Genomic DNA, 19,958 nt, shown 5'->3' on the forward strand with positions numbered 1-19,958 from the left:
ACACGACAAAAGCTGGGAAGGAGACAGAGACGATGACGAACCCGCAGGTGCTGCAACCCGATAGCCTCGCGTCGAGCGCGAGCGTGGGCGCTGAGGAAAAGCATATCGTCGGCCACATCGCGCGCCGGCTCGTGCCGTTTCTCGCGCTGATTTACGTGGTCGCGTACGTCGACCGCACCGTGGTCGGCTTCGCCAAGCTGCACATGAACGCGGCCGTGGGCCTTTCCGACGCCGCCTACGGCCTCGGCGCAGGCCTTTTCTTCATTGGCTATTTTCTGTGCGAGGTGCCGAGCAACCTCGCGCTCTCGCGCTTCGGCGCGCGCGTGTGGTTCGCGCGCATCCTCTTCACGTGGGGCGTGATCACGATGGCGATGGCGCTCGTGAGCGGCCCGAAAAGCTTCTACGCGCTGCGCTTCTTGCTGGGGGCGGCGGAGGCCGGGCTCTATCCCGGCATTCTGTACTTCCTCACGCACTGGTTTCCCATGCGCCACCGCGCGCGCGTGATCGGGCTGCTCGTGCTTGCACAGCCCATTGCGGGCATCGTCACCGGACCGATTGCGGGCGCGCTGCTCGAAACGCACGGCTTTCTCGGCATGTCGAACTGGCAGACGCTGTTCGTCGTGAGCGGCCTGCCCGCCGTGCTGCTGTGCATTCCCACCTTGCGCCTCCTGCCCGAGTCGCCCGCGCATGCGAAGTGGCTCGGCGACACCGAACGCCGCTGGATCGAGCGCGAACTCGCCGCCGACCGGCGCGCCTACCAGCTCGACACGCATCGCAACCCGTTCAGCGCGCTCAAGGACCGCCGCGTGCTGCTGCTGGCGTTGCTGTTCCTGCCGTTTCCGCTGTGCATCTATGGTTTGTCGCTCTGGTTGCCTACCATTATCAAGGCGTTCGGCGTGAGCGATTCCACGGCGGGCCTGCTTTCCGCGGTGCCGTATCTGTTCGCGGTGGTGGGCTTGCTGACCGTGCCGCGCCATTCGGACAAGCATCGCGAACGCTATGGCCACATCGCCGTGGTCTCGGCCGCCGCGGCGCTGACGATGGCCGCGAGCGCGTGGTTCCACGCGCCGGCGCTGCAATTGCTGTTCATCTGCCTGACTGCTTTCTCGATCTACTCGATTCAGGCCGTGGTCTGGGCGCTGCCCGGCGAGTTCCTCACCGGCGCGAGCGCGGCCGTGGGGATCGCGACGATCAACTCGCTCGCGAATCTCGGCGGCTATCTCGGCCCCTATGGCATCGGGCTCATCAAGGACGCAACGGGCAGCCTGGCGGCCGGGCTTTACTTTCTCGCGGCCACGCTGGTGTTCGCGGTGCTCGTGACGTTCGCTGTGCGCGCCGTATTGCGCACGCCGCAGCGCGCCCCGCAGGAAGAACTGGCGAGCGAATCGTGAGGCGCGGCCTGACACCTTTTCTCAAGCAGGACTGAAGACATGACTACGAGCCGTACGCCCCGCTACCGGGGCATTTTCCCTGTGGTGCCGACCACCTTCACCGAAACCGGCGAGCTGGATCTGGCCAGCCAGAAGCGCGCCGTCGATTTCATGATCGACGCGGGCTCGGACGGGCTGTGCATCCTCGCGAACTTCTCGGAGCAATTCTCGCTCTCCGACGACGAGCGCGAACTCATCACCCGCACCGTGCTCGAACACGTGGCGGGCCGCGTGCCCGTGATCGTGACGACCACGCACTACGGCACGTCGATTGCCGCCGCGCGCAGCAAACGCGCGCAGGAGCAGGGCGCGGCGATGGTGATGCTGATGCCGCCGTATCACGGCGCGACCTTCCGCGTGCCCGAGCAGCAGATTTACGACTTCTACGCGCGCGTGTCCGACGCGATCGACATTCCGATCATGATCCAGGACGCGCCCGCGAGCGGCACGGTGCTGAGTGCGCCGTTCCTCGCGCGCATGGCGCGCGAGATCGAGCAAGTGTCGTACTTCAAGATCGAAACGCCGGGCGCGGCGAACAAGCTGCGCGAGCTCATCAAGCTGGCGGGCGACGCGGCCGAAGGCCCGTGGGACGGCGAAGAAGCGATCACGCTGCTCGCGGACCTGAACGCCGGCGCAACCGGCTCGATGACGGGCGGCGGCTTTCCGGACGGCATTCGCCCGATCATCGAAGCCCATCGCGAAGGCCGCGCCGACGACGCGTTCGCGCTCTACCAGAAGTGGCTGCCGCTCATCAATCACGAAAACCGCCAGGCGGGCCTGCTCGCCTGCAAGTCGCTGATGAAGGAAGGCGGCGTGATCGACTGCGAGCTGCCGCGCCACCCGCTGCCCGCGATGCATCCGGAAACGCGCAAGGAACTCATCGGCATTGCGCGCCGCCTCGATCCGCTCGTGCTGCGCTGGGGCAAGTAAATCATTCGTCATCCATAACAAAAAAATCTCCTCATATGAAGGGGCGGAGGTCGTCATGAAAGCGTCGTATACGTTGGGCATCGTCGGCGTGGGCAAGATCGCGCGCGACCAGCACTTGCCCGCCATCGCGGGCAATCCGGGCTTCGAGCTCGTGGCGAGCGCGAGCCGCAACGCGCAGGTTGAGAACGTGCGCAATTACACCGGCATCGACGCGCTGCTCGCCGCCGAGCGCGACCTCGACGCCGTTTCGCTGTGCGCGCCGCCGCAGGTGCGCTACGCACAGGCGCGCGCTGCGCTCGAAGCGGGCAAGCATGTGATGCTCGAAAAGCCGCCGGGCGCGAGCGTGAGCGAAGTCGAAGCACTGCGCGAGCTTGCGCAAAGGCGCGGGCGCACGCTGTTCGCCACGTGGCATTCGCGCTGCGCGAGCGCCGTGGAACCGGCGCGCACATGGCTTGCCGAGCGCACCATTCGCGCGGTGCACGTGCGCTGGAAGGAAGACGTGCGCCGCTGGCATCCGGGCCAGCAGTGGATCTGGGAGCCGGGCGGCCTCGGCGTGTTCGATCCGGGCATCAACGCGCTTTCCATTGTCACGCGCATCCTGCCGCGCGAAGTCCTGCTGCGCGGCGCGACGCTGCACGTGCCGAGCGATTGCGCCACGCCGATCGCCGCGGAACTCGACTGCATCGACACCGACGGCGTGCCCGTGCGCGCTGAGTTCGACTGGCGTCATGGTCCGGTCGAGCAGTGGGAAATCGACGTCGAAACCACGGACGGCCTGCTTTCGATTTCGGAGGGCGGCAAGCGCCTCGCAATCGCGGGCGAGCCCGTCGCGCTCGAAGCCGAGCGCGAGTATGGGGCGCTCTACGAGCGCTTTCACTGGCTCATCGCCCACGGCACCGACGACGTGGACGTGCGCCCGCTGCGCCTCGTGGCGGACGCCTTCCTGCTCGGCAAGCATGTCGAAGTCGAGGCCTTCGGCCACTAATAACGCTTTGCGCACGCATCAATTCAGCACGACACACACGTAGCAAAACCACACCTGAGGAGACAGGAGCATGACCAGCAAGATTCGCCGCTTGACCCTTCGTGCCGCATTCGCGGCGATGTGCATCGCCCCGCTCGGCATGAACGTGGCGGCGCACGCCGACTCGCCCGTGAAGATCGGCTTCCTCGTGAAGATGCCGGAGCAGGCATGGTTCATCAACGAGCAGAAGGCCGCCACGGCGCTGGGCCAGAAGGAGAACTTCTCGGTGGTGAACATCGGCACGCCGGACGGCGAGAAGGTGCTCGCCGCCATCGACAACCTCGGCGCGCAAGGCGCACAGGGCTTCGTGATCTGCGCGCCCGACGTGCGTCTCGGACCGGCGATTCAGGCGCGCGCGAAGCGCTACAACATGAAGTTCGTGACGGTGGACGACCAGCTCGTGGACTCGTCGGGCAAGCCGCTCGGCAGCGTGCCGCACCTGGGCATGTCGGCGTTCAAGATCGGCAATCAGGTGGGTCAGGCGATCAGCGACGAAATGAAGCGTCGCGGCTGGAAGCCGGAAGAAGTGGGCGCGCTGCGCATTACCGACTATGAGCTGCCCACGGCGAAGCTGCGCACGGACGGCGCGACGCAGTCGCTGCTGGCCGGCGGCTTCAAGAAGGAAAACATCTTCGACGCCCCGCAAAAGACCACCGACGACGAAGGCGGCTTCAACGCGGCTTCGCCGGTGCTGGCCCAACACCCGAACATCAAGAAGTGGGTGGTGTTCGCGCTCAACGAAGAAAGCGTGCTGGGCGCCGTGCGCGCGACCGAGCAACTGCATATTCCTTCGGCCGACGTGATCGGCGTGGGCATCAACGGCGCGGGCGAAGCGTTCGCCGAGTTCCAGAAGAAGCAGCCCACGGGCTTCTACGGCACGATCGCCGTGAGCTCGACGAACCACGGCAAGGAAAGTGCCGAGAATCTCGTCGACTGGATCCGCAACGGCAAGCAACCCGCCGCCGACACGCAGACCACGGGCAAGCTGATGACGCGCGAGAACTGGACGGCCGTGCGCAGCGAGCTGGGTATCTAAGGACTGCGTAAAAGCGCACAGGAAAGGGCAGGGATGCAATGACTGAAACCATGATGGACGCGGGCACAGGGGCACACGTAAAGGCGAGCGCTCAACAGGGGAAACGCGCGTATCTGGAGCTCGACGGCATTACCGTGAGCTTTCCGGGCGTGCGTGCGCTCGACCGCGTGGCGCTGGAAGTGCGTGCCGGCGAGGTGCATGGCTTGATGGGCGAGAACGGCGCGGGGAAATCCACGCTGCTCAAGGTGCTCTCGGGCGTGAACCAGCCGCAGGAAGGCACGCTCAAGCTGGGTGGCGTGGAGCATCGCTTCACGACCACGAAGGCGGCGCTCGAAGCGGGTATCGCGATCATCTATCAGGAACTGCATCTCGTGCCCGAGCTGACGGTGGCGGAAAACCTGATGCTCGGGCAGTTGCCCAACCGCTTCGGTGTGCTCGACGAAGGCACGCTCGTCCAGCGCGCGATGGATGAACTCAAGCGCCTTGGCGAGCGCATCGATCCGCGCATGCCGGTGAAGAATCTCTCGATCGGCCAGCGTCAGATGATCGAGATCGGCAAGGCGCTCATGCGCGACGCGCGCGTGATCGCTTTCGACGAACCGACCAGTTCGCTCTCGGCGCGCGAGACGGAGAACCTCTTTCGCATCATCAACGCGCTGCGCGCCGATGGCCGCGCGATCATCTACGTGACGCACCGCATGGACGAAGTCTATGAGCTGTGCGACCGCGTGACGGTGTTCCGTGACGGCAAGCGCATCGAAACCTTCGACTCGGTGGCCGACCTCGACCGCAATCGCCTGATCGCCGCGATGGTGGGCCGCTCGATCGAGGACGTGTACGGCTATCGTCCGCGCGAAGCGGGCGAGGTGTTGATCGAGGCGAAGGGGCTGCTCGGGCCCGGTCTTGTCGAACCGGTGTCGTTCGCGGCGCGGCGCGGCGAGATCGTCGGCTTCTTCGGCCTCGTGGGCGCGGGGCGCTCGGAACTCATGAAGCTGATTTACGGCGCGACGCGCGCCACGGCCGGTCACGTCGAACTCGACGGCAAGCGCGTGAATTTCGCGAGTCCGCGCGACGCCGTGCGCGCGGGCCTGGCGTTATGCCCCGAGGACCGCAAGCAGGAGGGCATCGTCGCGATCGCCTCGGTGGCCGACAACCTCAACATCAGCGCGCGCCGCCACTTCAGCCCCGCGCGCTTCCTGCTCGACGCGCGGCGCGAGCGCGACCTCGCGCAGGACTACATCAAGAAGCTCGCGATCAAGACGCGCAACGGCGACACGGCCATCGGCACGCTCTCGGGCGGCAACCAGCAGAAGGTGATTTTGTCGCGCTGGCTGGCCGAACGCATCGAGGTGTTCCTGATGGACGAGCCCACGCGCGGTATCGACGTGGGCGCGCGCGCCGAGATCTACAACCTGCTCTACGAGCTCGCGGAAGCGGGCAAGACCGTGATCATGGTGTCGAGCGATCTCGCCGAAGTGATCGGCGTATCCGACCGCATCATCGTCATGCGCGAAGGGCGCATTGCGGGCAGCCTGCCGAAAGCCGAGGCCTCGCCCGACGAATTGATCAAGATGGCGCTGCCGCGCTAACGCGGACGCTTTTTGCCTTGCCGGTTTCGCACGAAGCGTATTCAAGCGACGTTGCGCGACCGATCCGAAACGATGAACCAGAAATGAGTGAAGCCATGCAGCCACAGGGCACGCCTACCGTCAACGAAGCCGCCGCGCCGCTTACCCCGCAGCGCGCGCGGGCGTGGGACATGATCAACAAATCGGGCATCGTGGTGGTGTTCGTGGTGCTGTTCGCGGTGCTATCCGCCACGGTCCCCGACTTCCTCACGACCCGCAACATCCAGGGCCTGCTGCTCTCCGTCACGCTGATCGGCTCGATTGCCGTCACGATGATGTTCGTGCTCGCGCTCGGCGAGGTCGATCTTTCGGTCGCCTCGATCGTGGCGTTCTCGGGCGTGGTGGCGTCCACGGTCATCACGCAGTCGCATAGCGTGCTGCTCGGCATTGCCGCGGGCGTGCTCGCGGGCGGGGCGGTGGGCCTCGTGAACGGCGTGCTGATCGCGCGCTTCAAGATCAACTCGCTGATCGCCACGCTGGCAATGATGGAAGCGGTGCGCGGCCTCGCGTTCCTCACCTCGAACGGCGACGCGGTGATGATCTCGGAGGAACGCTTCTTCGACCTGGGCGGCGGCTCGTTCCTCGGTATTTCGTTCCCGATCTGGAGCAACATCATCGGGTTCGTGGTGTTCGGGTTCCTGCTCAAGAAGACCGTGTTCGGCAAGAATGTGCTCGCCGTGGGCGGCAACAGCGAAGCGGCGCGGCTTGCGGGCCTGCCCGTCACGCGCATCAAGATCACGGTGTTCGTGCTGCAAGGGCTCATTACGGGCTTTGCGGGCGTGATGCTGGCCTCGCGCATGAGCCTGGGCGACCCGAAAACTTCGGTGGGGCTTGAGCTTGGCGTGATTTCGGCCTGTGTGCTGGGCGGCGTGTCGCTCACGGGCGGCGTCGCGACGATCTCGGGCGTGCTGGTGGGCGTGCTCATCATGGGCGCGGTGCAGGACGCCATGAGCCTCATGAACGTGCCGACGTTCTACCAGTACCTGATTCGCGGCGGCATTCTGTTGCTGGCGGTGCTGTTCGACCAGTTCCGTCGCAGCAAGCGGGCGGTGTGAGCGGGCGGCTTTGATCGACTTCAACCTCGGGCAAGACTTCACAATTCCGGAAGGTTGATCTGTCGGCGCAGCGTTTCCTGGAGCCGGCGGCGGGGCTAGTATTTCAGGCTGCCGTAAGCCACAGCTTTACGCTCCAGGGAACCCGTCCGATGCAGACAAATGCGAACCCGCCGGTGGAATTGCGCAATGTGACGCTGTGCGCGGTCGATACGATCAACGCGGGGCTCGCCGCCCGCGCGCTCGACCTCTCGATGGCGCAATGCGCCTTCGGCGACGCCATCCTCTTCACGGACGACAGCGTGCCGACGCAAGCGCGCATCGTGACCATCGACCGCCTGCGCTCCCGCGAGGCCTACTCCACCTTTTTGCTCAAGCAGCTTGCGCAACATATCACCACGCCCTGGCTGCTGGTCGTGCAATGGGACGGCTACGTGGTGGACGGGTCGCGCTGGAGCGACCGGTTCCTTGAGTACGACTATATCGGCGCGCATTGGCCGCACCGCAACGACGGCATGTCGGTCGGCAACGGCGGCTTTTCGCTGCGCTCCATGCGCTTGCTGCGCGCGTTCGCGGACGAGCGCTTCGCGATTCCCGAGAGCCCTGTCGAAGACGATCTGATCTGCCGGACCTGGCGCCCAACGCTCGAAGCGGAGTACGGCATTCGTTTTGCCCCCGTCGACGTGGCGGCGCGCTTCTCGTACGAGGGCGATCCCCCCGCCAGGCCGACGTTCGGATTTCACGCCGTGTTCAACATGTGGCGGCACGTCGACGACACCGTGCTCATGAACATCCTGCGTGAAATCGACATCCGGACATTCGCCTCGAACGAGACGCTGTTTCTCCTGGTGGCCTTTTGGCAGCAGGGCAAATTCGCCTGTCTGAAGTCGATGTACGCACGCTACCGCGACCACTGGAGCGCCGAGGAATTCATCGGCGCGCTGGTGAATAACGGGGTGAAGGAAATCGCGGCGCGGCGATTTCAGGCCATCTGCGAGAATGCGTGACCCCGTGCAATCCTGCGCAATCCCACGCAACTCCGCGTGCCTCAAGTTTCCAGCGCCGCTCCGCCAAGAATGGAATTCGCGTCGGCCCGCGCGTTGTCGAGCTGCACCACGCTCGCCTGGCGCGCCGCCAGCGCGTCGCGATGCTCGATCGCCGTGAGAATCGCCTTGTGGCGCGGCAACGAGAGCGCGTGCGTGTTGGGATGGCGGCTCGTGAGCTTGATCGACTCGGAAAGCGCGAGCGAAAGCATGTTGCCGATATACGCGAGCATGTCGTTGTGCGTGGCGGCCATGATCGCGCGGTGGAATTCCAGATCGGGCTCGAGCAGGTCGGCGGCCGTCCTGGCCTGTTCCATGCGCGCAAACGCGGCCGCAATGCGTGCGCGGTCCTCGTCGCTCGCGGAAATCGCCGCGAGCGCGGCGGCGGCGGGTTCGATGATCTGCCGCACGGTCATGAGCGCGCGGAAAAATTCGCCTTCGGGAATGCTGTTGACGGTCCAGTACAGGACGTCAGGGTCGAGCATGTGCCATTCTTCGCGAGGGCGCACCACACTGCCCACGCGCGGCTTCGACACGACGAGGCCCTTGGCGACGAGCACCCGCGTGGCCTCGCGCAGCACGGGGCGGCTCACGCCGTAGGCTTCGCACAGCGTGGGCTCGGCGGGCAGGCGTTGCCCCGGCGCGAGCGCGCCGCTCACGATCTGCATGCCGAGCTCCTGCACGATGCGCGCGTGCATGCTCTTGCGTTTCTCTAGATTACGGTAATCCATGATGGTCCGGCCGGAGGCAACCCGGTCAGAGCGTCCCCCCTGTAGTGGGCTCAGTTCGCGCTGGTGGCGCGCATTGCCCGGTATTCCCGCCGCACGATGTCCATCAGCTCAGCCACCGATGTGTTGGCGCTGTGCTGCTCGTATGTCACGCGGCCTCGCTGCATCAACATGATGCGATCCGCAATGTCGAGCGTCTGCGCATAGTTGTGCATGATCATGATAATCGATAGCCCGCCCTTTTCCTTCAAGCGCATGACGAGATCGATAATCAGGCCGGCTTCGCGCGCGCCCATGGCGGCGAGCGGTTCGTCGAGCAAGAGTATCCTGGCGTTCGAATGCACCGCGCGTGCCACGGCGATGGCCTGGCGCTGCCCGCCCGAAAGCCGCTCCACGGGCAGATCCACCGAAGGCACGTGCACGCCGATGTCGTCGAGAAGCTGGGCGGCGCGCTCGCGCATTTGCTTGTGGTCTAGCAGCTTGAATGGCCCGCGCCGCACGATCTCGCGGTTCAGGAACATGTTGTGATAGATCGAGAGCGAGTTCGCGAGCGCGAGGTCCTGATAAACGCATTCGATGCCGAGCGAGCGCGCATGATCGACCGAACGCAGCAGCGTGTCGTTGCCGTCTATCTGTAGCGTGCCGCCCGTCTGCTGGTGAAAGCCCGTGAGGATCTTCACGAGCGTGGACTTGCCCGCGCCGTTGTCGCCCAGGATGCCGAGAATCTCGCCGCGCCCGAGCGTGAGCGAAACCCCGTCGAGCGCCGTGACCGCGCCGAAGCGCTTGACCAGCTTGTCGCCGCGCAGCGCGAGCGGGGCGTCGGCGGCAGCGGTTGCGCCGCCCAGGGCGCCTTGCGGTTCGTCCATCATCGGCCTGCCTTGCGGCGCAGCCGCCCAACGTGAATATTGAAGACCATGGCGGCGAGAATCGCGGCGCCCAGGATGATGTTGAAGGTGAACGCGTTGATGCCGATGAGCGTGAAGCCGTCGTTGAGAATGCCGAGCACGGCCGCGCCGATCAGGCCGCCCACGATCGTGCCCGAGCCGCCCGTGAGCGGTGTGCCGCCGATCACGGCCGAAGCCACGGCGAGGAACATGATCTGGTTGCCGCCCGCTTGCGGGTCGATCGAGGTGATGCGAAAGCCTTCCAGAATGCCCGTGAAGCCCGCGAGCACGGCGGCGATGATGAAGTTGCCGAGACGCAGCCGGTTCACGTGAATGCCGGCCTCGCTCGCGCCTACCGGATTCGCGCCCGCCGCCTGCGTATGCAAGCCCCAGCGCGTGTGCCGCAGCAGCACGTGCATGGCGAACGCGATCACCACGGTCCAGAGAATCTCGCTATAGCCCCAGGCGCCCATGAAAGCCGCGAACTCGGGCGAGCCGGGCGTTTGCACCGGCGTGCCGCGCGAGACCGTGAGCGTGATGCCGTTGATGAGAAAGAGCGTGCCGAGCGTCGTGACGAACGAGGGCAGGCGCAGCCACACGGTCACGGCCCCGTTCACGAAGCCCACGATCGCGGCCGCCACGAGCCCCGCGATCACGGCGAGCCACATGGGCGCGCCCGCGTCGTTGGCGAACACCATCATGAACGGCGCGAAGGCGAACACCATGCCCGCCGACAGATCGATGTCGCCGCCGATCATCAGCATGATTTCGCCGAACGCGATGATCGCCACCGGCGCGATGAACTGCGAGAGGTTGACGAGACTCGCGTTGGTGAGCAGGAAGTCGCGGTTGGAAAATTCGAAGTACGCCGCGAGCAGTACCGCCACGAGCAGAATGCGCAGCTCGGGCGCCCACGCGGAGAGCCATTGCCCGCGCGGGCGGGCAGCCGCCCGCGCGGAGACTTCAGCCTTGCCGGTTTCGTTCACGGAGTTCATTCAGGCGCAGTTGGTCATGACTTGATTCCACCGCTCATCGGCACGATTTGCGGCTTGGTGGTCTTGCCTTCAAAGCGCGTCGACGTATTGAGGTACGGCTCCACCGTGTCCTTCGTCACGAACTTCAGGCCCGTGTTGGTATCGGCCGGGCCGACCAGACCGCCCGAAGCGAGCGTGACGAACGCCTGCATGACCGTATAGAAGCCTTGCACGTACGGCTGCTGGTCGATCGTGAAGTCAAGGAAGCCTTCGTGAATGAGCTGGACCGTGGTGGGCAGCAGGTCGAAGCCGCCGCCGTGCACGCCCTTGGCGGGCAGGTTCGACTCCTTCATCACCTGGGCGACGCCCTGGGTGCTGCCCGCATCCACGGCGAACATGCCTTTCACGTCCTGGTGGCCGAGATAGAACGACTTGATCTTCGAAAGCTCCTCGTTGACGGTCGCGCCCGTGGCCACGGTCTGGATGTCGATCTTCTTGCCGGACTTCTTGATGGCGTCGCTCGCGCCGTCCAGGCGCGGCTGGATATTGAGCTGGCCGGGCGTGGCGATGAAAAGCGCCACCATGCCGCTGTCGATCAGGCTCACGATGCGCTCGCCCATCTGGTAGCCCGAGAGATACAGGTCCTGGCCGATATAGGCGAGGCGCGGATTCTTCTTGCCGCGCGGCGCGTCGGCGTTATAGGCGAACACCGGAATGCCCGCGTCGAGCGCCGCCTGAATGGGCTTGTCGAAAGCGGTGGGGTCGACGATCGGCACCGCGATCGCGTCGGCCTTCGCGGCGATCGCCGAGTTCACGGCGCGCACCATTTCGCCCGCGTCGGAGGTGGCCGAGCCGGTCCACTGGTAGTCCATGTTCAGCAGCGAGCAGGCGTCCTGAATGCCGTATTGCGTCGGCACGAAGAACGGATTCGTGGTGACGTGGTTCACGAACACGATTTTCCACTTCTTGTGCGAGGGGAATCCCGCTTCGGCCGCCTGCGCCGTGGAGATCAATCCGCCGCCGCCCACCGCGCCGAGCAGCGACAGCGCCGCGCCCAACCCCGCACCCTGCATCAGGCCGCGCCGGCCCGTGTCGATCAAGCTCTTGCCGTCTTTTGCGTCATCCCGATCCTGCGCCATGTCTTCCTCCGGTCTTGTCTTCGTGGTCGATATCGTCGACTTTTCGTCGAAAAGCGTGCAGATGCTGGACAGTACCGGGGGGTCGCGTGCGCGCTGCAATCGTTGGCAAACAGTCGCGTGACGAGGGCGACCGCAGCGAACGCGCGTTCGCCCGGCGCCGACGGTACCGCAAAAAGCTTAGTGCAGCGTGATGAGGCCTCCTAATCCATGTATACCCGTAACGCTTATGCGCCCTTCGCGCCGTGCATGCGCGGCGGCGGCGAGGCGAGCTTTGCCTGGTCCATCGGCGCGGCCGCCTGCGTGCCCGGGCGTGCCGCGCGCGGTGCGCCGCGCCCGCTGCCGGTGGACTTGCGGCGCGCCGCATGGCGCTCGGTTGCGCGCTGCATGAGGCAGAACGCGCAGAGCAGCGCGCCGATCACGATGCGCGTCCACCACGAGCTGAGCGTGCCGTCGAAGGTGATGAGCGTCTGGATCGTGCCGAGGATGCCCACGCCGAACACCGAGCCGATCACATAGCCCACGCCGCCCGTGAGCAGCGTGCCGCCGATCACGGTCGCGGCAATGGCGTCCAGCTCCATGCCTTGTGCCTGCAAGCCGTAGCCCGACAGCACGTAGAGCGTAAACACCACGCCGCCCAGCGCCGAGCAAAAGCCCGAGAGCGCGTAGACGCCGATCTTGGTGCGCGCCACCGGCAGACCCATGAGCAGCGCGGAGCGCTCGTTGCCGCCGATCGCATAGACGTTGCGCCCGAATCGCGTGAAGTGCGCGATCACGATGCCCGCGATCAGCATGGCGATGGCCGTGAGCGAGCCCGTGGTGAGCGAGCCGCTGCCCACCGGTATGCTGAATTCGGACAGCGCGTGAAAGCCGGGATCGTTGATCTGAATGGATTGGGTGGTGATGAGAAAGCAGGTGCCGCGCGCGAGGAACATGCCCGCGAGCGTGATGATGAACGGCTGCAAGCGGAAGAAGTGGATCAGCGCGCCCATGCCCGCGCCATAGAGCGCGCCGCACAGCAGGACGAGCGGCACGACCACGGCCACGGGCCAATGCAGCTTCTCGGTGCCCACGGCGCACAGGATGGTGGTGAGCGCAACGACCGCGCCCACCGAAAGATCGATGCCGCCCGAGATGATCACGAAGGTCATGCCGATGGCGACGATCAGCAGGAACGCGTTGTCCACGAGCAGCCCGAAGGCCACCTGGAGCGAGAAGAACCCCGTGTACATGACCGAACCGAAGCTGAACAGCACGGCGAACAACACGACGGTCACGACAATGGGCAGCACGCGCGGATCGACGATGCGAATGGCGCCGCGCCGGCACGCGGCGAGCGTGTTCGCGAGTGTGTCCGATAAGGACAGGGCAGGGCGGTTCATCCTTGGCTTCCCCCGTATGGGTGGGCTGGCGGTTCAGGCGCGCGCACGGCGTGCGAGCGCAAGACGCTTGAGTTGCTGGAACGCGAAGGTGCGCGCGGCGGGCGACTGGATCAGGCACACGAGCAGCACGACCACGGCCTTCACGACGAGCGTGGCCTCGGGCGGCACGCCGATCGAATAGGTGGTGTAAGTGAGCGTCTGGATGATGAGCGCGCCGAGCACCGTGCCCGCAAGACTGAAGCGCCCGCCCAGCAGCGAAGTGCCGCCCAGCGTCACGGCGAGAATGGCGTCGAGTTCCAGCAGCAGGCCTGCGTTGTTGCCGTCCGCGCTGCGCACGTTCGAGCTGATGAGAATGCCCGCGATGGCGGCGGTCACGCCGCAAAACGCGTAAGCGCCGAACACCACCGCCTGCGACGAAAGTCCGGCCAGGCGCGCGGCCACGGGATTCACGCCGATCGAGCGAATGAACAGACCGAGCGCCGTGCGATTGACGATCAGCGCGGTGAGCAAGGTGACGGCGATCGCGATCCACACCGCGCACGGGATGAGCGCGAAATAGCCGCCGCCCGCAAAGAGATAGCCCGGCGCGCCGATGGGGATGATCTGCCCGCCCGTGAGCAACTGCGCCACGCCGCGCCCCGCCACCATCAGAATGAGCGTGGCGATGATCGGCTGCATGCCCACGAAAGCCACGAGGAGGCCATTCCAGATACCCGCGAGCAGGCCCACGGCGAGCGCCGCGCCGAATGCCAGGCCCACGCGCGAAGGGTCGGCGGCGAGCACGGTGGCCGCCGCCGCGCCCGCGATCGCCACCACCGCGCCCACCGAAATGTCGATGCCGCGCGTGGCGATCACGAGCGTCATGCCGAGCGACACCACGACGAGCGGCGCGGCGCGCATGAGAATGTCGACCGGCGCGCCGAACAGATGACCGCCCAGCATCGTGATGGAGAGAAAGTTGCCGCGATGCGCGACATCCACGACGAACAGCGCGATCAGCGTGACGGCAGGCCACACCAGCGGATGCCGGATGACGAGCGAAAGCCACACGGGAAGAGCGGGGCGCGTCATCGGCGGTCTCCGGCAATGAGGTCGTAGACTTCGTGTTCGGAGCGCGCCGCGCCCGAAAGCTCGGCCACCTTGCGGCGGTCGCGCAGCACGGCGATGCGGTCGCTCACGCGCACCACTTCGCTGATCTCCGACGAAATGAACAGAATGCCGAGGCCTTTGGCGCAAAGCGCGCGCACGCGGTCCATGATCTCGAACTTGGCCGCCACGTCGATGCCGCGCGTGGGCTCGTCGAGGATCAACAGGCGCGGCTTGGTCGCGAGCCAGCGCGCGAGCAGCACCTTCTGCTGGTTGCCGCCCGAGAGCAGGCCGATGGGCTGCTCCGCGTCGCGCGCCTTGATGCCGAGTTGCTCGATATATTCGTTGGCCAGTTCGCGCTGACGCGAGCGGCGGATCATGCGCCACCAGCCCAGTTGCGCCTGGAGCGCGAGCACGATGTTCTCGCGTATCGACAGATCCGCGACGATGCCTTCCTTCTTGCGGTCCTCGGGGCAATACGCCATGCCGTGGCGCACGGCGTCGCGTGGCGACGTCAGCTTCACGGCCCGGCCATTGATGTGAACCGTGCCCGCGTCGGCTTTGTCCGCACCGAACAGGAGGCGCGCGGTTTCCGTGCGGCCCGAGCCAAGCAAACCGGCGAGGCCGAGAATCTGGCCCGGCTGCACTTCGAGGTCGAGCGGATTGAGCACGCCGCGACGCGCCACGCCTTGCGCGGCGAGATAAGGCTCGGTGTCAGCAGTAGCGGTTTCGCCGTGCGCGGCTTCCGCTTGCGTGAGTCTTTCTCCCGCGTTCTGCAAGCCCACCATTTTGGCGACCAGCGTTTGCACCGGCAATTCGGACGCGAGATATTCGCCTTCGCGCTCGCCATTGCGCATGACCGTGATGCGATCGGAAATCGCGTAGGTCTGCTCCAGGAAATGCGTGACGAAGAGAATCGCGATGCCCGACGCTTTCAGCTTGCGCAGCACGTCGAAAAGACGCGCGACTTCGCCTTCGTCGAGGCTGGAGGTCGGTTCGTCGAGAATCAGAATGCGCGCATCGACGGACACGGCGCGCGCAATCGCCACCATCTGCTGCATGGCGATCGGGTAGGTGTCGAGCGATTGCGTGACGTCGAGCGAGAGGTTCAGTTCAGCGAGCGCGGCTTCGGCGCGGCGGTGAATCGCTTTCCAGTCGATCAGGCCGAGACCGCGTTTGCGCGGCTGGCGGCCCGCGAAGATGTTCTCCGCCACCGAAAGATTCGGGCAGAGATTGACTTCCTGATAGAGCGTCTGGATGCCGGCGGCCTCCGCCATCTGCGGCGTCGCGAAGTGCACGGGTTCGCCCGCGACGCGGATCTCGCCGGCCTCGGGCTGGTGCACGCCGGTCAGCACGTTGATGAGCGTGGACTTGCCGGCGCCGTTCTGCCCCATCAGCGTGTGAATCTCGCCGGGAAACAGACGAAAATTGACCCGGTCGAGCGCGCGCACGCCGGGGAAGGTTCGGGTAAGACCGACGGTTTCGAGTATCGGGGAAACGCTCATGGGCAACCGTATAAGAGGCCAGAGCGCGCGGCGCGCCCCGTCAGCCCTCTGAATCGATCAGGGCTACGAAGCAGGCCGCGCCGCTTGCAGCGAGTTTAGTACTTGCGCGACGGCAGCACCTGCGCCGCCACGTCCATCGGGAACACCGTTTCGTTCGTCACGATGCGCTTGGGCAACTGCTTGCCCGCCACGACGTCCTTCACGGCGCTCATGAGCTGCGGCCCGAGCAGCGGGCTGCACTCCACATCGACATTCATCTTGCCCGCAATCATCGCTTCGAAGCCGCCCTTGGTGGCGTCGAACGACACCACGCTGATATCCTTGCCCGGCTTCATGCCCGCTTCTTCCATGGCCTGGATCGCGCCGAGCGCCATGTCGTCGTTATGCGCGTAGACCACGTTGATCTTGTTTCCATACGTCTTCGCGAACGCTTCCATGACCTGCTTGCCGCCGGCCAGCGTGAAGTCGCCGCTTTGCGACGCAATGATCTTGAACTTCGGATCGTTCTTGATCACTTCCATGAGGCCCGAGTGACGGTCATTGGCCGGCGCGGAGCCCACGGTGCCTTGCAACTCGACGATATTGATCGGGCCGGGGTTGCTCTTGTAGTGGTCTTCAAGCCACTTGCCCGCGCGGCGGCCTTCTTCCATGAAGTCCGAGCCGATCATCGTCACGTAGAGCGACTGGTCCTTCACGTCGATATTGCGGTCCGTGAGAATCACGGGAATCTTGGCGCGCTTGGCTTCCTGGAGCACCGGCTCCCAGCCCGATTCCACCACGGGCGAGAATGCAATCACGTCCACCTTTTGCGCGATATATGAGCGGATCGCCTTGATCTGGTTTTCCTGCTTTTGCTGGGCGTCAGAGAACTTGAGGTTGATGCCGGCGTCCTTGGCGGCCGCCTTGACCGATACCGTGTTTGCCGTGCGCCAGGCGCTTTCCGCGCCGACCTGGGCGAAGCCCAACGTGATCTGCTTGTCTTCGGCGTGGGCGACGCCCGCCGCCAATGAAAAAGCGGCCGCCGCAGCGACGATTCCGCTTACCATGCGTGTTGCCAGTTTCATGCGTGTCTCCGATGTAGCCTGATCGTTGTATTTCTTTAATTCATGGCGCTACACCCGCGTCCATCACGGCCGGACAGTATCACGAGAAATTTCGCGCCATCCCAGACCTCCGGCGCGCCTTTCGGTTTGCCTTCGATCGCTCGCCTGCTGACCACAATAGACAAACTATATGCAACCCTTCGAGCCGTATCGATTAGCGTTTTCCCGATCATCCAGACTCATATAGTCATGCTATTTATTGGACTTTCTCACTAAGTGGGCAAAGCCATGAACACCCGTAAGCCCAAGCTTCGCTCGGCCGCGTGGTTCGGCACCACGGACAAAAACGGCTTCATGTATCGGAGCTGGATGAAGAATCAGGGCATTCCCGATCACGAGTTTGCCGGCAAGCCGATTATCGGCATTTGCAATACGTGGTCGGAGCTCACGCCCTGCAACGCGCATTTTCGCAAGCTCGCCGAACACGTCAAGCGCGGCGTATACGAGGCGGGCGGTTTTCCGGTCGAGTTTCCCGTGTTTTCGAACGGCGAATCGAACCTGCGTCCCACGGCCATGTTCACGCGCAACCTCGCTTCGATGGATGTTGAGGAATCCATACGAGGTAATCCCGTGGATGCGGTCGTGCTGCTCGTGGGCTGCGACAAGACCACGCCCGCGCTGTTGATGGGCGCGGCCAGTTGCGATGTGCCCGCCATCGCCGTGACGGGCGGCCCGATGCTCAACGGCAAGCACGAAGGGCGAGATATCGGCTCGGGCACGGTGGTGTGGCAACTGAGCGAGCAGGTGAAAGCGGGCAAGATCTCGATACACGAGTTCATGTCGGCGGAGGCGGGCATGTCGCGCTCGGCGGGCACCTGCAACACCATGGGCACCGCTTCGACCATGGCTTGCATGGCCGAGGCGCTTGGCGTGACGCTCCCGCACAATGCGGCGATTCCCGCCGTGGACTCGCGCCGCTACGTGCTCGCGCATCTGTCGGGCATGCGCATCGTGGAGATGGCGCTCGAAGACCTGCGGTTGTCGAAACTGCTCACGCGCGCGGCATTCGAAAACGCGATCCGCACGAACGCGGCGATCGGCGGTTCGACCAACGCGGCGATCCACCTCAAGGCGATCGCGGGGCGCATAGGCGTGCCGCTCGAACTCGACGACTGGACGCGCATTGGACGCGGCACGCCGACCATCGTCGACCTCCAGCCTTCGGGGCGCTTCCTGATGGAGGAGTTCTATTACGCGGGCGGCCTGCCCGCCGTGCTGCGGCGCCTGGGCGAAGCGAACCTGCTGCCGCATCCCGACGCGCTCACGGCCAATGGCAAGACGCTCTGGGAGAACGTGCGCGAAGCGCCCATTCATAACGCCGAGGTGATCCGTCCGCTCGACAATCCGCTCGTGAAGGACGGCGCGCTGTGCGTGCTGCGCGGCAATCTCGCGCCCAACGGCGCGGTGCTCAAGCCTTCGGCAGCCACGCAAAGGCTGCTCAAGCATCGCGGTCCGGCCGTGGTGTTCGAGAACTTCGACGACTACAAGGCGCGCATCGGCGACCCCGATCTCAATGTTACGGCGGACTCCGTGCTCGTGATGAAGAACTGTGGCCCGAAGGGGTATCCGGGCATGGCCGAGGTGGGCAACATGGGCCTGCCGCCTAAACTGCTCGCGCAAGGCGTGACCGACATGGTGCGCGTGTCGGACGCGCGCATGAGCGGCACCGCCTATGGCACGGTGGTGCTGCACGTGGCCCCCGAGGCGCGCGCGGGCGGGCCGCTCGCGATCGTGCGCGATGGCGACTGGATCGAACTCGACTGCGAGAAGGGCACGTTGCGCGTGGATATCAGCGACGAAGCCATCGTCGCGCGGCTGGACGAATGGGCCGCGAATCAGCATCCGATACCCGCCGATCGCAGCGGCTACCGCAAGCTCTACGTCGAGCACGTGCTCCAGGCCGACGAGGGTTGCGATTTCGACTTTCTGGTGGGGTGTCGCGGGGCGGACGTGCCGAGTCATTCGCATTGACATGACGTCTGGGGAGCCCGCGGCCGCGCGTTCTGGCACGGCCGCGGGCTTCTTTTTTTTCCGATATTTAACGTTCAAATAGCGTTCTTTCGGCATTCCCCTACCTTCGGTTTCCTTATTGTTTAGGCTTTTGCGCAAGGTTTGATGGGGTGCAGTCAAAGGTTTGTCGTGGGTCATTACAGGCGGTCAACGCGGGGGCACGGCTCGCGTTAAGCGGATGCCAGTCGGCAGGCTGGCCAGAGTTCCATTCAGCATCCGCGGAGATTCGCCATGAAACAACGTTGCACCCAAACCGGCTTTCGCTCGTGGGGATGGCGCGCCCTTGGCATGGGCGCGTGCTTCACGCTGGCCTTGCTTTCCGGTTGCGCCACCCGATCGCCATTCGACATGCCCAACTTCACCGTCAACGCCTGCGTGAGTGCGTCCGCCGGTTACTACTGTGTGCAGCCCGGCGATTCCCTCGACACGATCGCGGCCTCGTTCGGACGCCAGCGCAGCGAGCTTGTGCAATGGAACGGCTTGGGCGCGGCCGCGACGGTGAGCGCGGGGCAAATGCTGCGTGTGGGGCCGCCCTCGGGCGTGGCGAGCGTGCCTCATGCGCCTCAATTCGCGGCCCACGCGCCCGCGAACCGTTTTGTCTGGCCGGCGAGCGGCACAGTGGTGCAGGAATTCGGCACGCAGGGCTCTCGCGGCATCGAAATCGCCGGTCGCCTGGGCGCGCCGGTCAAGGCCGTGGATGGCGGGCGGGTTGTCTATGCCGGTAACAAGCTCAAGCAGTTCGGCCTGATGGTCATCGTGAAGCACGACAATCATTTCGTGACCGCCTACGGCAACAACAGTCGTCTTACCGTGGCGGAGGGCGCAACGGTGCAACGCGGCGCGACCATTGCCGAAATGGGCGCGCGCGGCGGCGAATCCGCGCTGTTGCAGTTCGAAATGCGCGAGGACGGACGACCGGTGGATCCGCTGGCGTATCTGCCGGCGGATTCCGGTCCGGTCATGCCGTGATGATAAAACGCCTGTCGCGATCAATCTGAATTCGATTC

Annotated in this window: 17 protein-coding genes; 9 read left to right on the plus strand and 8 right to left on the minus strand. The window is 65.1% G+C overall.

Annotation, left to right across the window (positions count from 1 at the left end; translation table 11 throughout):
* Positions 1–32: 32 nt before the first annotated feature.
* From C7402_RS10060 to C7402_RS10090, 7 genes are all read left to right on the plus strand, one after another.
* Positions 33–1,391, plus strand: coding sequence for an MFS transporter (locus tag C7402_RS10060; RefSeq protein ID WP_116610542.1), 1,359 nt, complete (start codon positions 33–35; stop codon positions 1,389–1,391).
* Between the two features lie 39 nt (positions 1,392–1,430).
* Positions 1,431–2,360: a dihydrodipicolinate synthase family protein gene (locus tag C7402_RS10065; protein WP_116610543.1), complete on the plus strand. Its 930-nt coding sequence runs from the start codon at positions 1,431–1,433 to the stop codon at positions 2,358–2,360.
* A gap of 55 nt (positions 2,361–2,415) precedes the next feature.
* A complete protein-coding gene (locus C7402_RS10070) occupies positions 2,416–3,345 on the plus strand; it encodes a Gfo/Idh/MocA family protein (protein WP_116610544.1) in 930 nt (309 codons plus the stop codon).
* A 70-nt stretch (positions 3,346–3,415) separates the two neighbouring features.
* Positions 3,416–4,420 (plus strand): arabinose ABC transporter substrate-binding protein, encoded by a 1,005-nt coding sequence (locus C7402_RS10075; RefSeq protein ID WP_112170595.1) that lies wholly within the window; start codon positions 3,416–3,418, stop codon positions 4,418–4,420.
* Positions 4,421–4,473: 53 nt separating this feature from the next.
* Entirely contained in the window at positions 4,474–6,009 is a 1,536-nt protein-coding gene (gene araG, locus C7402_RS10080; protein ID WP_425273776.1) for an L-arabinose ABC transporter ATP-binding protein AraG, read from the plus strand.
* 83 nt (positions 6,010–6,092) lie between these two features.
* Positions 6,093–7,103 (plus strand): L-arabinose ABC transporter permease AraH, encoded by a 1,011-nt coding sequence (araH, locus tag C7402_RS10085; RefSeq protein ID WP_112170593.1) that lies wholly within the window; start codon positions 6,093–6,095, stop codon positions 7,101–7,103.
* A 149-nt stretch (positions 7,104–7,252) separates the two neighbouring features.
* Positions 7,253–8,107, plus strand: a complete 855-nt coding sequence (locus C7402_RS10090; RefSeq protein WP_116610545.1) for a DUF5672 family protein — start codon at positions 7,253–7,255, stop codon at positions 8,105–8,107.
* A 41-nt stretch (positions 8,108–8,148) separates the two neighbouring features.
* Here the strand turns inward: C7402_RS10090 and C7402_RS10095 are convergent, their stop codons facing one another.
* The 8 genes from C7402_RS10095 to C7402_RS10130 all read right to left on the minus strand — a co-directional run bounded on the left by C7402_RS10095 (position 8,149) and on the right by C7402_RS10130 (position 16,884).
* Positions 8,149–8,874, minus strand: coding sequence for a FadR/GntR family transcriptional regulator (locus C7402_RS10095; RefSeq protein WP_116610546.1), 726 nt, complete (start codon positions 8,872–8,874; stop codon positions 8,149–8,151).
* Between the two features lie 50 nt (positions 8,875–8,924).
* A complete protein-coding gene (locus C7402_RS10100) occupies positions 8,925–9,740 on the minus strand; it encodes an ATP-binding cassette domain-containing protein (protein WP_372460476.1) in 816 nt (271 codons plus the stop codon).
* Positions 9,737–10,750, minus strand: coding sequence for an ABC transporter permease (locus tag C7402_RS10105; RefSeq protein WP_116610548.1), 1,014 nt, complete (start codon positions 10,748–10,750; stop codon positions 9,737–9,739). Before C7402_RS10105 ends, C7402_RS10100 begins: the two co-directional genes overlap by 4 nt.
* Before the next feature lie 14 nt (positions 10,751–10,764).
* Entirely contained in the window at positions 10,765–11,868 is a 1,104-nt protein-coding gene (locus C7402_RS10110) for a sugar ABC transporter substrate-binding protein (RefSeq protein WP_112170588.1), read from the minus strand.
* Positions 11,869–12,092: 224 nt separating this feature from the next.
* Positions 12,093–13,247 carry a galactofuranose ABC transporter, permease protein YjfF gene (gene yjfF, locus C7402_RS10115; protein WP_116610549.1) on the minus strand — a complete coding sequence of 385 codons (1,155 nt, stop codon included), beginning with the start codon at positions 13,245–13,247 and terminating at the stop codon, positions 12,093–12,095.
* Between the two features lie 33 nt (positions 13,248–13,280).
* Positions 13,281–14,318 carry an ABC transporter permease gene (locus C7402_RS10120; protein ID WP_112170586.1) on the minus strand — a complete coding sequence of 346 codons (1,038 nt, stop codon included), beginning with the start codon at positions 14,316–14,318 and terminating at the stop codon, positions 13,281–13,283.
* Positions 14,315–15,838, minus strand: coding sequence for a sugar ABC transporter ATP-binding protein (locus C7402_RS10125; RefSeq protein WP_112170585.1), 1,524 nt, complete (start codon positions 15,836–15,838; stop codon positions 14,315–14,317). Before C7402_RS10125 ends, C7402_RS10120 begins: the two co-directional genes overlap by 4 nt.
* 95 nt (positions 15,839–15,933) lie before the next feature.
* Positions 15,934–16,884 (minus strand): ABC transporter substrate-binding protein, encoded by a 951-nt coding sequence (locus tag C7402_RS10130; protein WP_372460478.1) that lies wholly within the window; start codon positions 16,882–16,884, stop codon positions 15,934–15,936.
* Positions 16,885–17,169: 285 nt separating this feature from the next.
* Here C7402_RS10130 and C7402_RS10135 point away from each other — a divergent pair, with 285 nt between their 5' ends.
* Entirely contained in the window at positions 17,170–18,912 is a 1,743-nt protein-coding gene (locus C7402_RS10135; RefSeq protein ID WP_116610550.1) for an IlvD/Edd family dehydratase, read from the plus strand.
* A 270-nt stretch (positions 18,913–19,182) separates the two neighbouring features.
* The gene (locus C7402_RS10140; RefSeq protein WP_116610551.1) at positions 19,183–19,920 is read left to right on the plus strand and encodes a peptidoglycan DD-metalloendopeptidase family protein; all 738 of its coding nucleotides are present in this window, start codon (positions 19,183–19,185) and stop codon (positions 19,918–19,920) included.
* The last annotated feature ends 38 nt before the right edge of the window (positions 19,921–19,958 follow it).

Source organism: Paraburkholderia unamae (assembly GCF_003096875.1).
GTDB classification, from domain to species: Bacteria; Pseudomonadota; Gammaproteobacteria; order Burkholderiales; family Burkholderiaceae; genus Paraburkholderia; species Paraburkholderia unamae.

Excerpts from the sequence above, each read along its gene's own strand:
- C7402_RS10060 (WP_116610542.1), top strand. The coding sequence starts at position 33 with ATGACGAACCCGCAGGTGCTGCAACCCGATAGCCTCGCGTCGAGCGCG.
- C7402_RS10065 (WP_116610543.1), top strand. The coding sequence starts at position 1,431 with ATGACTACGAGCCGTACGCCCCGCTACCGGGGCATTTTCCCTGTGGTG.
- C7402_RS10070 (WP_116610544.1), top strand. The coding sequence starts at position 2,416 with ATGAAAGCGTCGTATACGTTGGGCATCGTCGGCGTGGGCAAGATCGCG.
- C7402_RS10075 (WP_112170595.1), top strand. The coding sequence starts at position 3,416 with ATGACCAGCAAGATTCGCCGCTTGACCCTTCGTGCCGCATTCGCGGCG.
- araG (WP_425273776.1), top strand. The coding sequence starts at position 4,474 with ATGGACGCGGGCACAGGGGCACACGTAAAGGCGAGCGCTCAACAGGGG.
- araH (WP_112170593.1), top strand. The coding sequence starts at position 6,093 with ATGAGTGAAGCCATGCAGCCACAGGGCACGCCTACCGTCAACGAAGCC.
- C7402_RS10090 (WP_116610545.1), top strand. The coding sequence starts at position 7,253 with ATGCAGACAAATGCGAACCCGCCGGTGGAATTGCGCAATGTGACGCTG.
- C7402_RS10095 (WP_116610546.1), bottom strand. The coding sequence starts at position 8,874 with ATGGATTACCGTAATCTAGAGAAACGCAAGAGCATGCACGCGCGCATC.
- C7402_RS10100 (WP_372460476.1), bottom strand. The coding sequence starts at position 9,740 with ATGATGGACGAACCGCAAGGCGCCCTGGGCGGCGCAACCGCTGCCGCC.
- C7402_RS10105 (WP_116610548.1), bottom strand. The coding sequence starts at position 10,750 with ATGAACTCCGTGAACGAAACCGGCAAGGCTGAAGTCTCCGCGCGGGCG.
- C7402_RS10110 (WP_112170588.1), bottom strand. The coding sequence starts at position 11,868 with ATGGCGCAGGATCGGGATGACGCAAAAGACGGCAAGAGCTTGATCGAC.
- yjfF (WP_116610549.1), bottom strand. The coding sequence starts at position 13,247 with ATGAACCGCCCTGCCCTGTCCTTATCGGACACACTCGCGAACACGCTC.
- C7402_RS10120 (WP_112170586.1), bottom strand. The coding sequence starts at position 14,318 with ATGACGCGCCCCGCTCTTCCCGTGTGGCTTTCGCTCGTCATCCGGCAT.
- C7402_RS10125 (WP_112170585.1), bottom strand. The coding sequence starts at position 15,838 with ATGAGCGTTTCCCCGATACTCGAAACCGTCGGTCTTACCCGAACCTTC.
- C7402_RS10130 (WP_372460478.1), bottom strand. The coding sequence starts at position 16,884 with ATGGTAAGCGGAATCGTCGCTGCGGCGGCCGCTTTTTCATTGGCGGCG.
- C7402_RS10135 (WP_116610550.1), top strand. The coding sequence starts at position 17,170 with ATGAACACCCGTAAGCCCAAGCTTCGCTCGGCCGCGTGGTTCGGCACC.
- C7402_RS10140 (WP_116610551.1), top strand. The coding sequence starts at position 19,183 with ATGAAACAACGTTGCACCCAAACCGGCTTTCGCTCGTGGGGATGGCGC.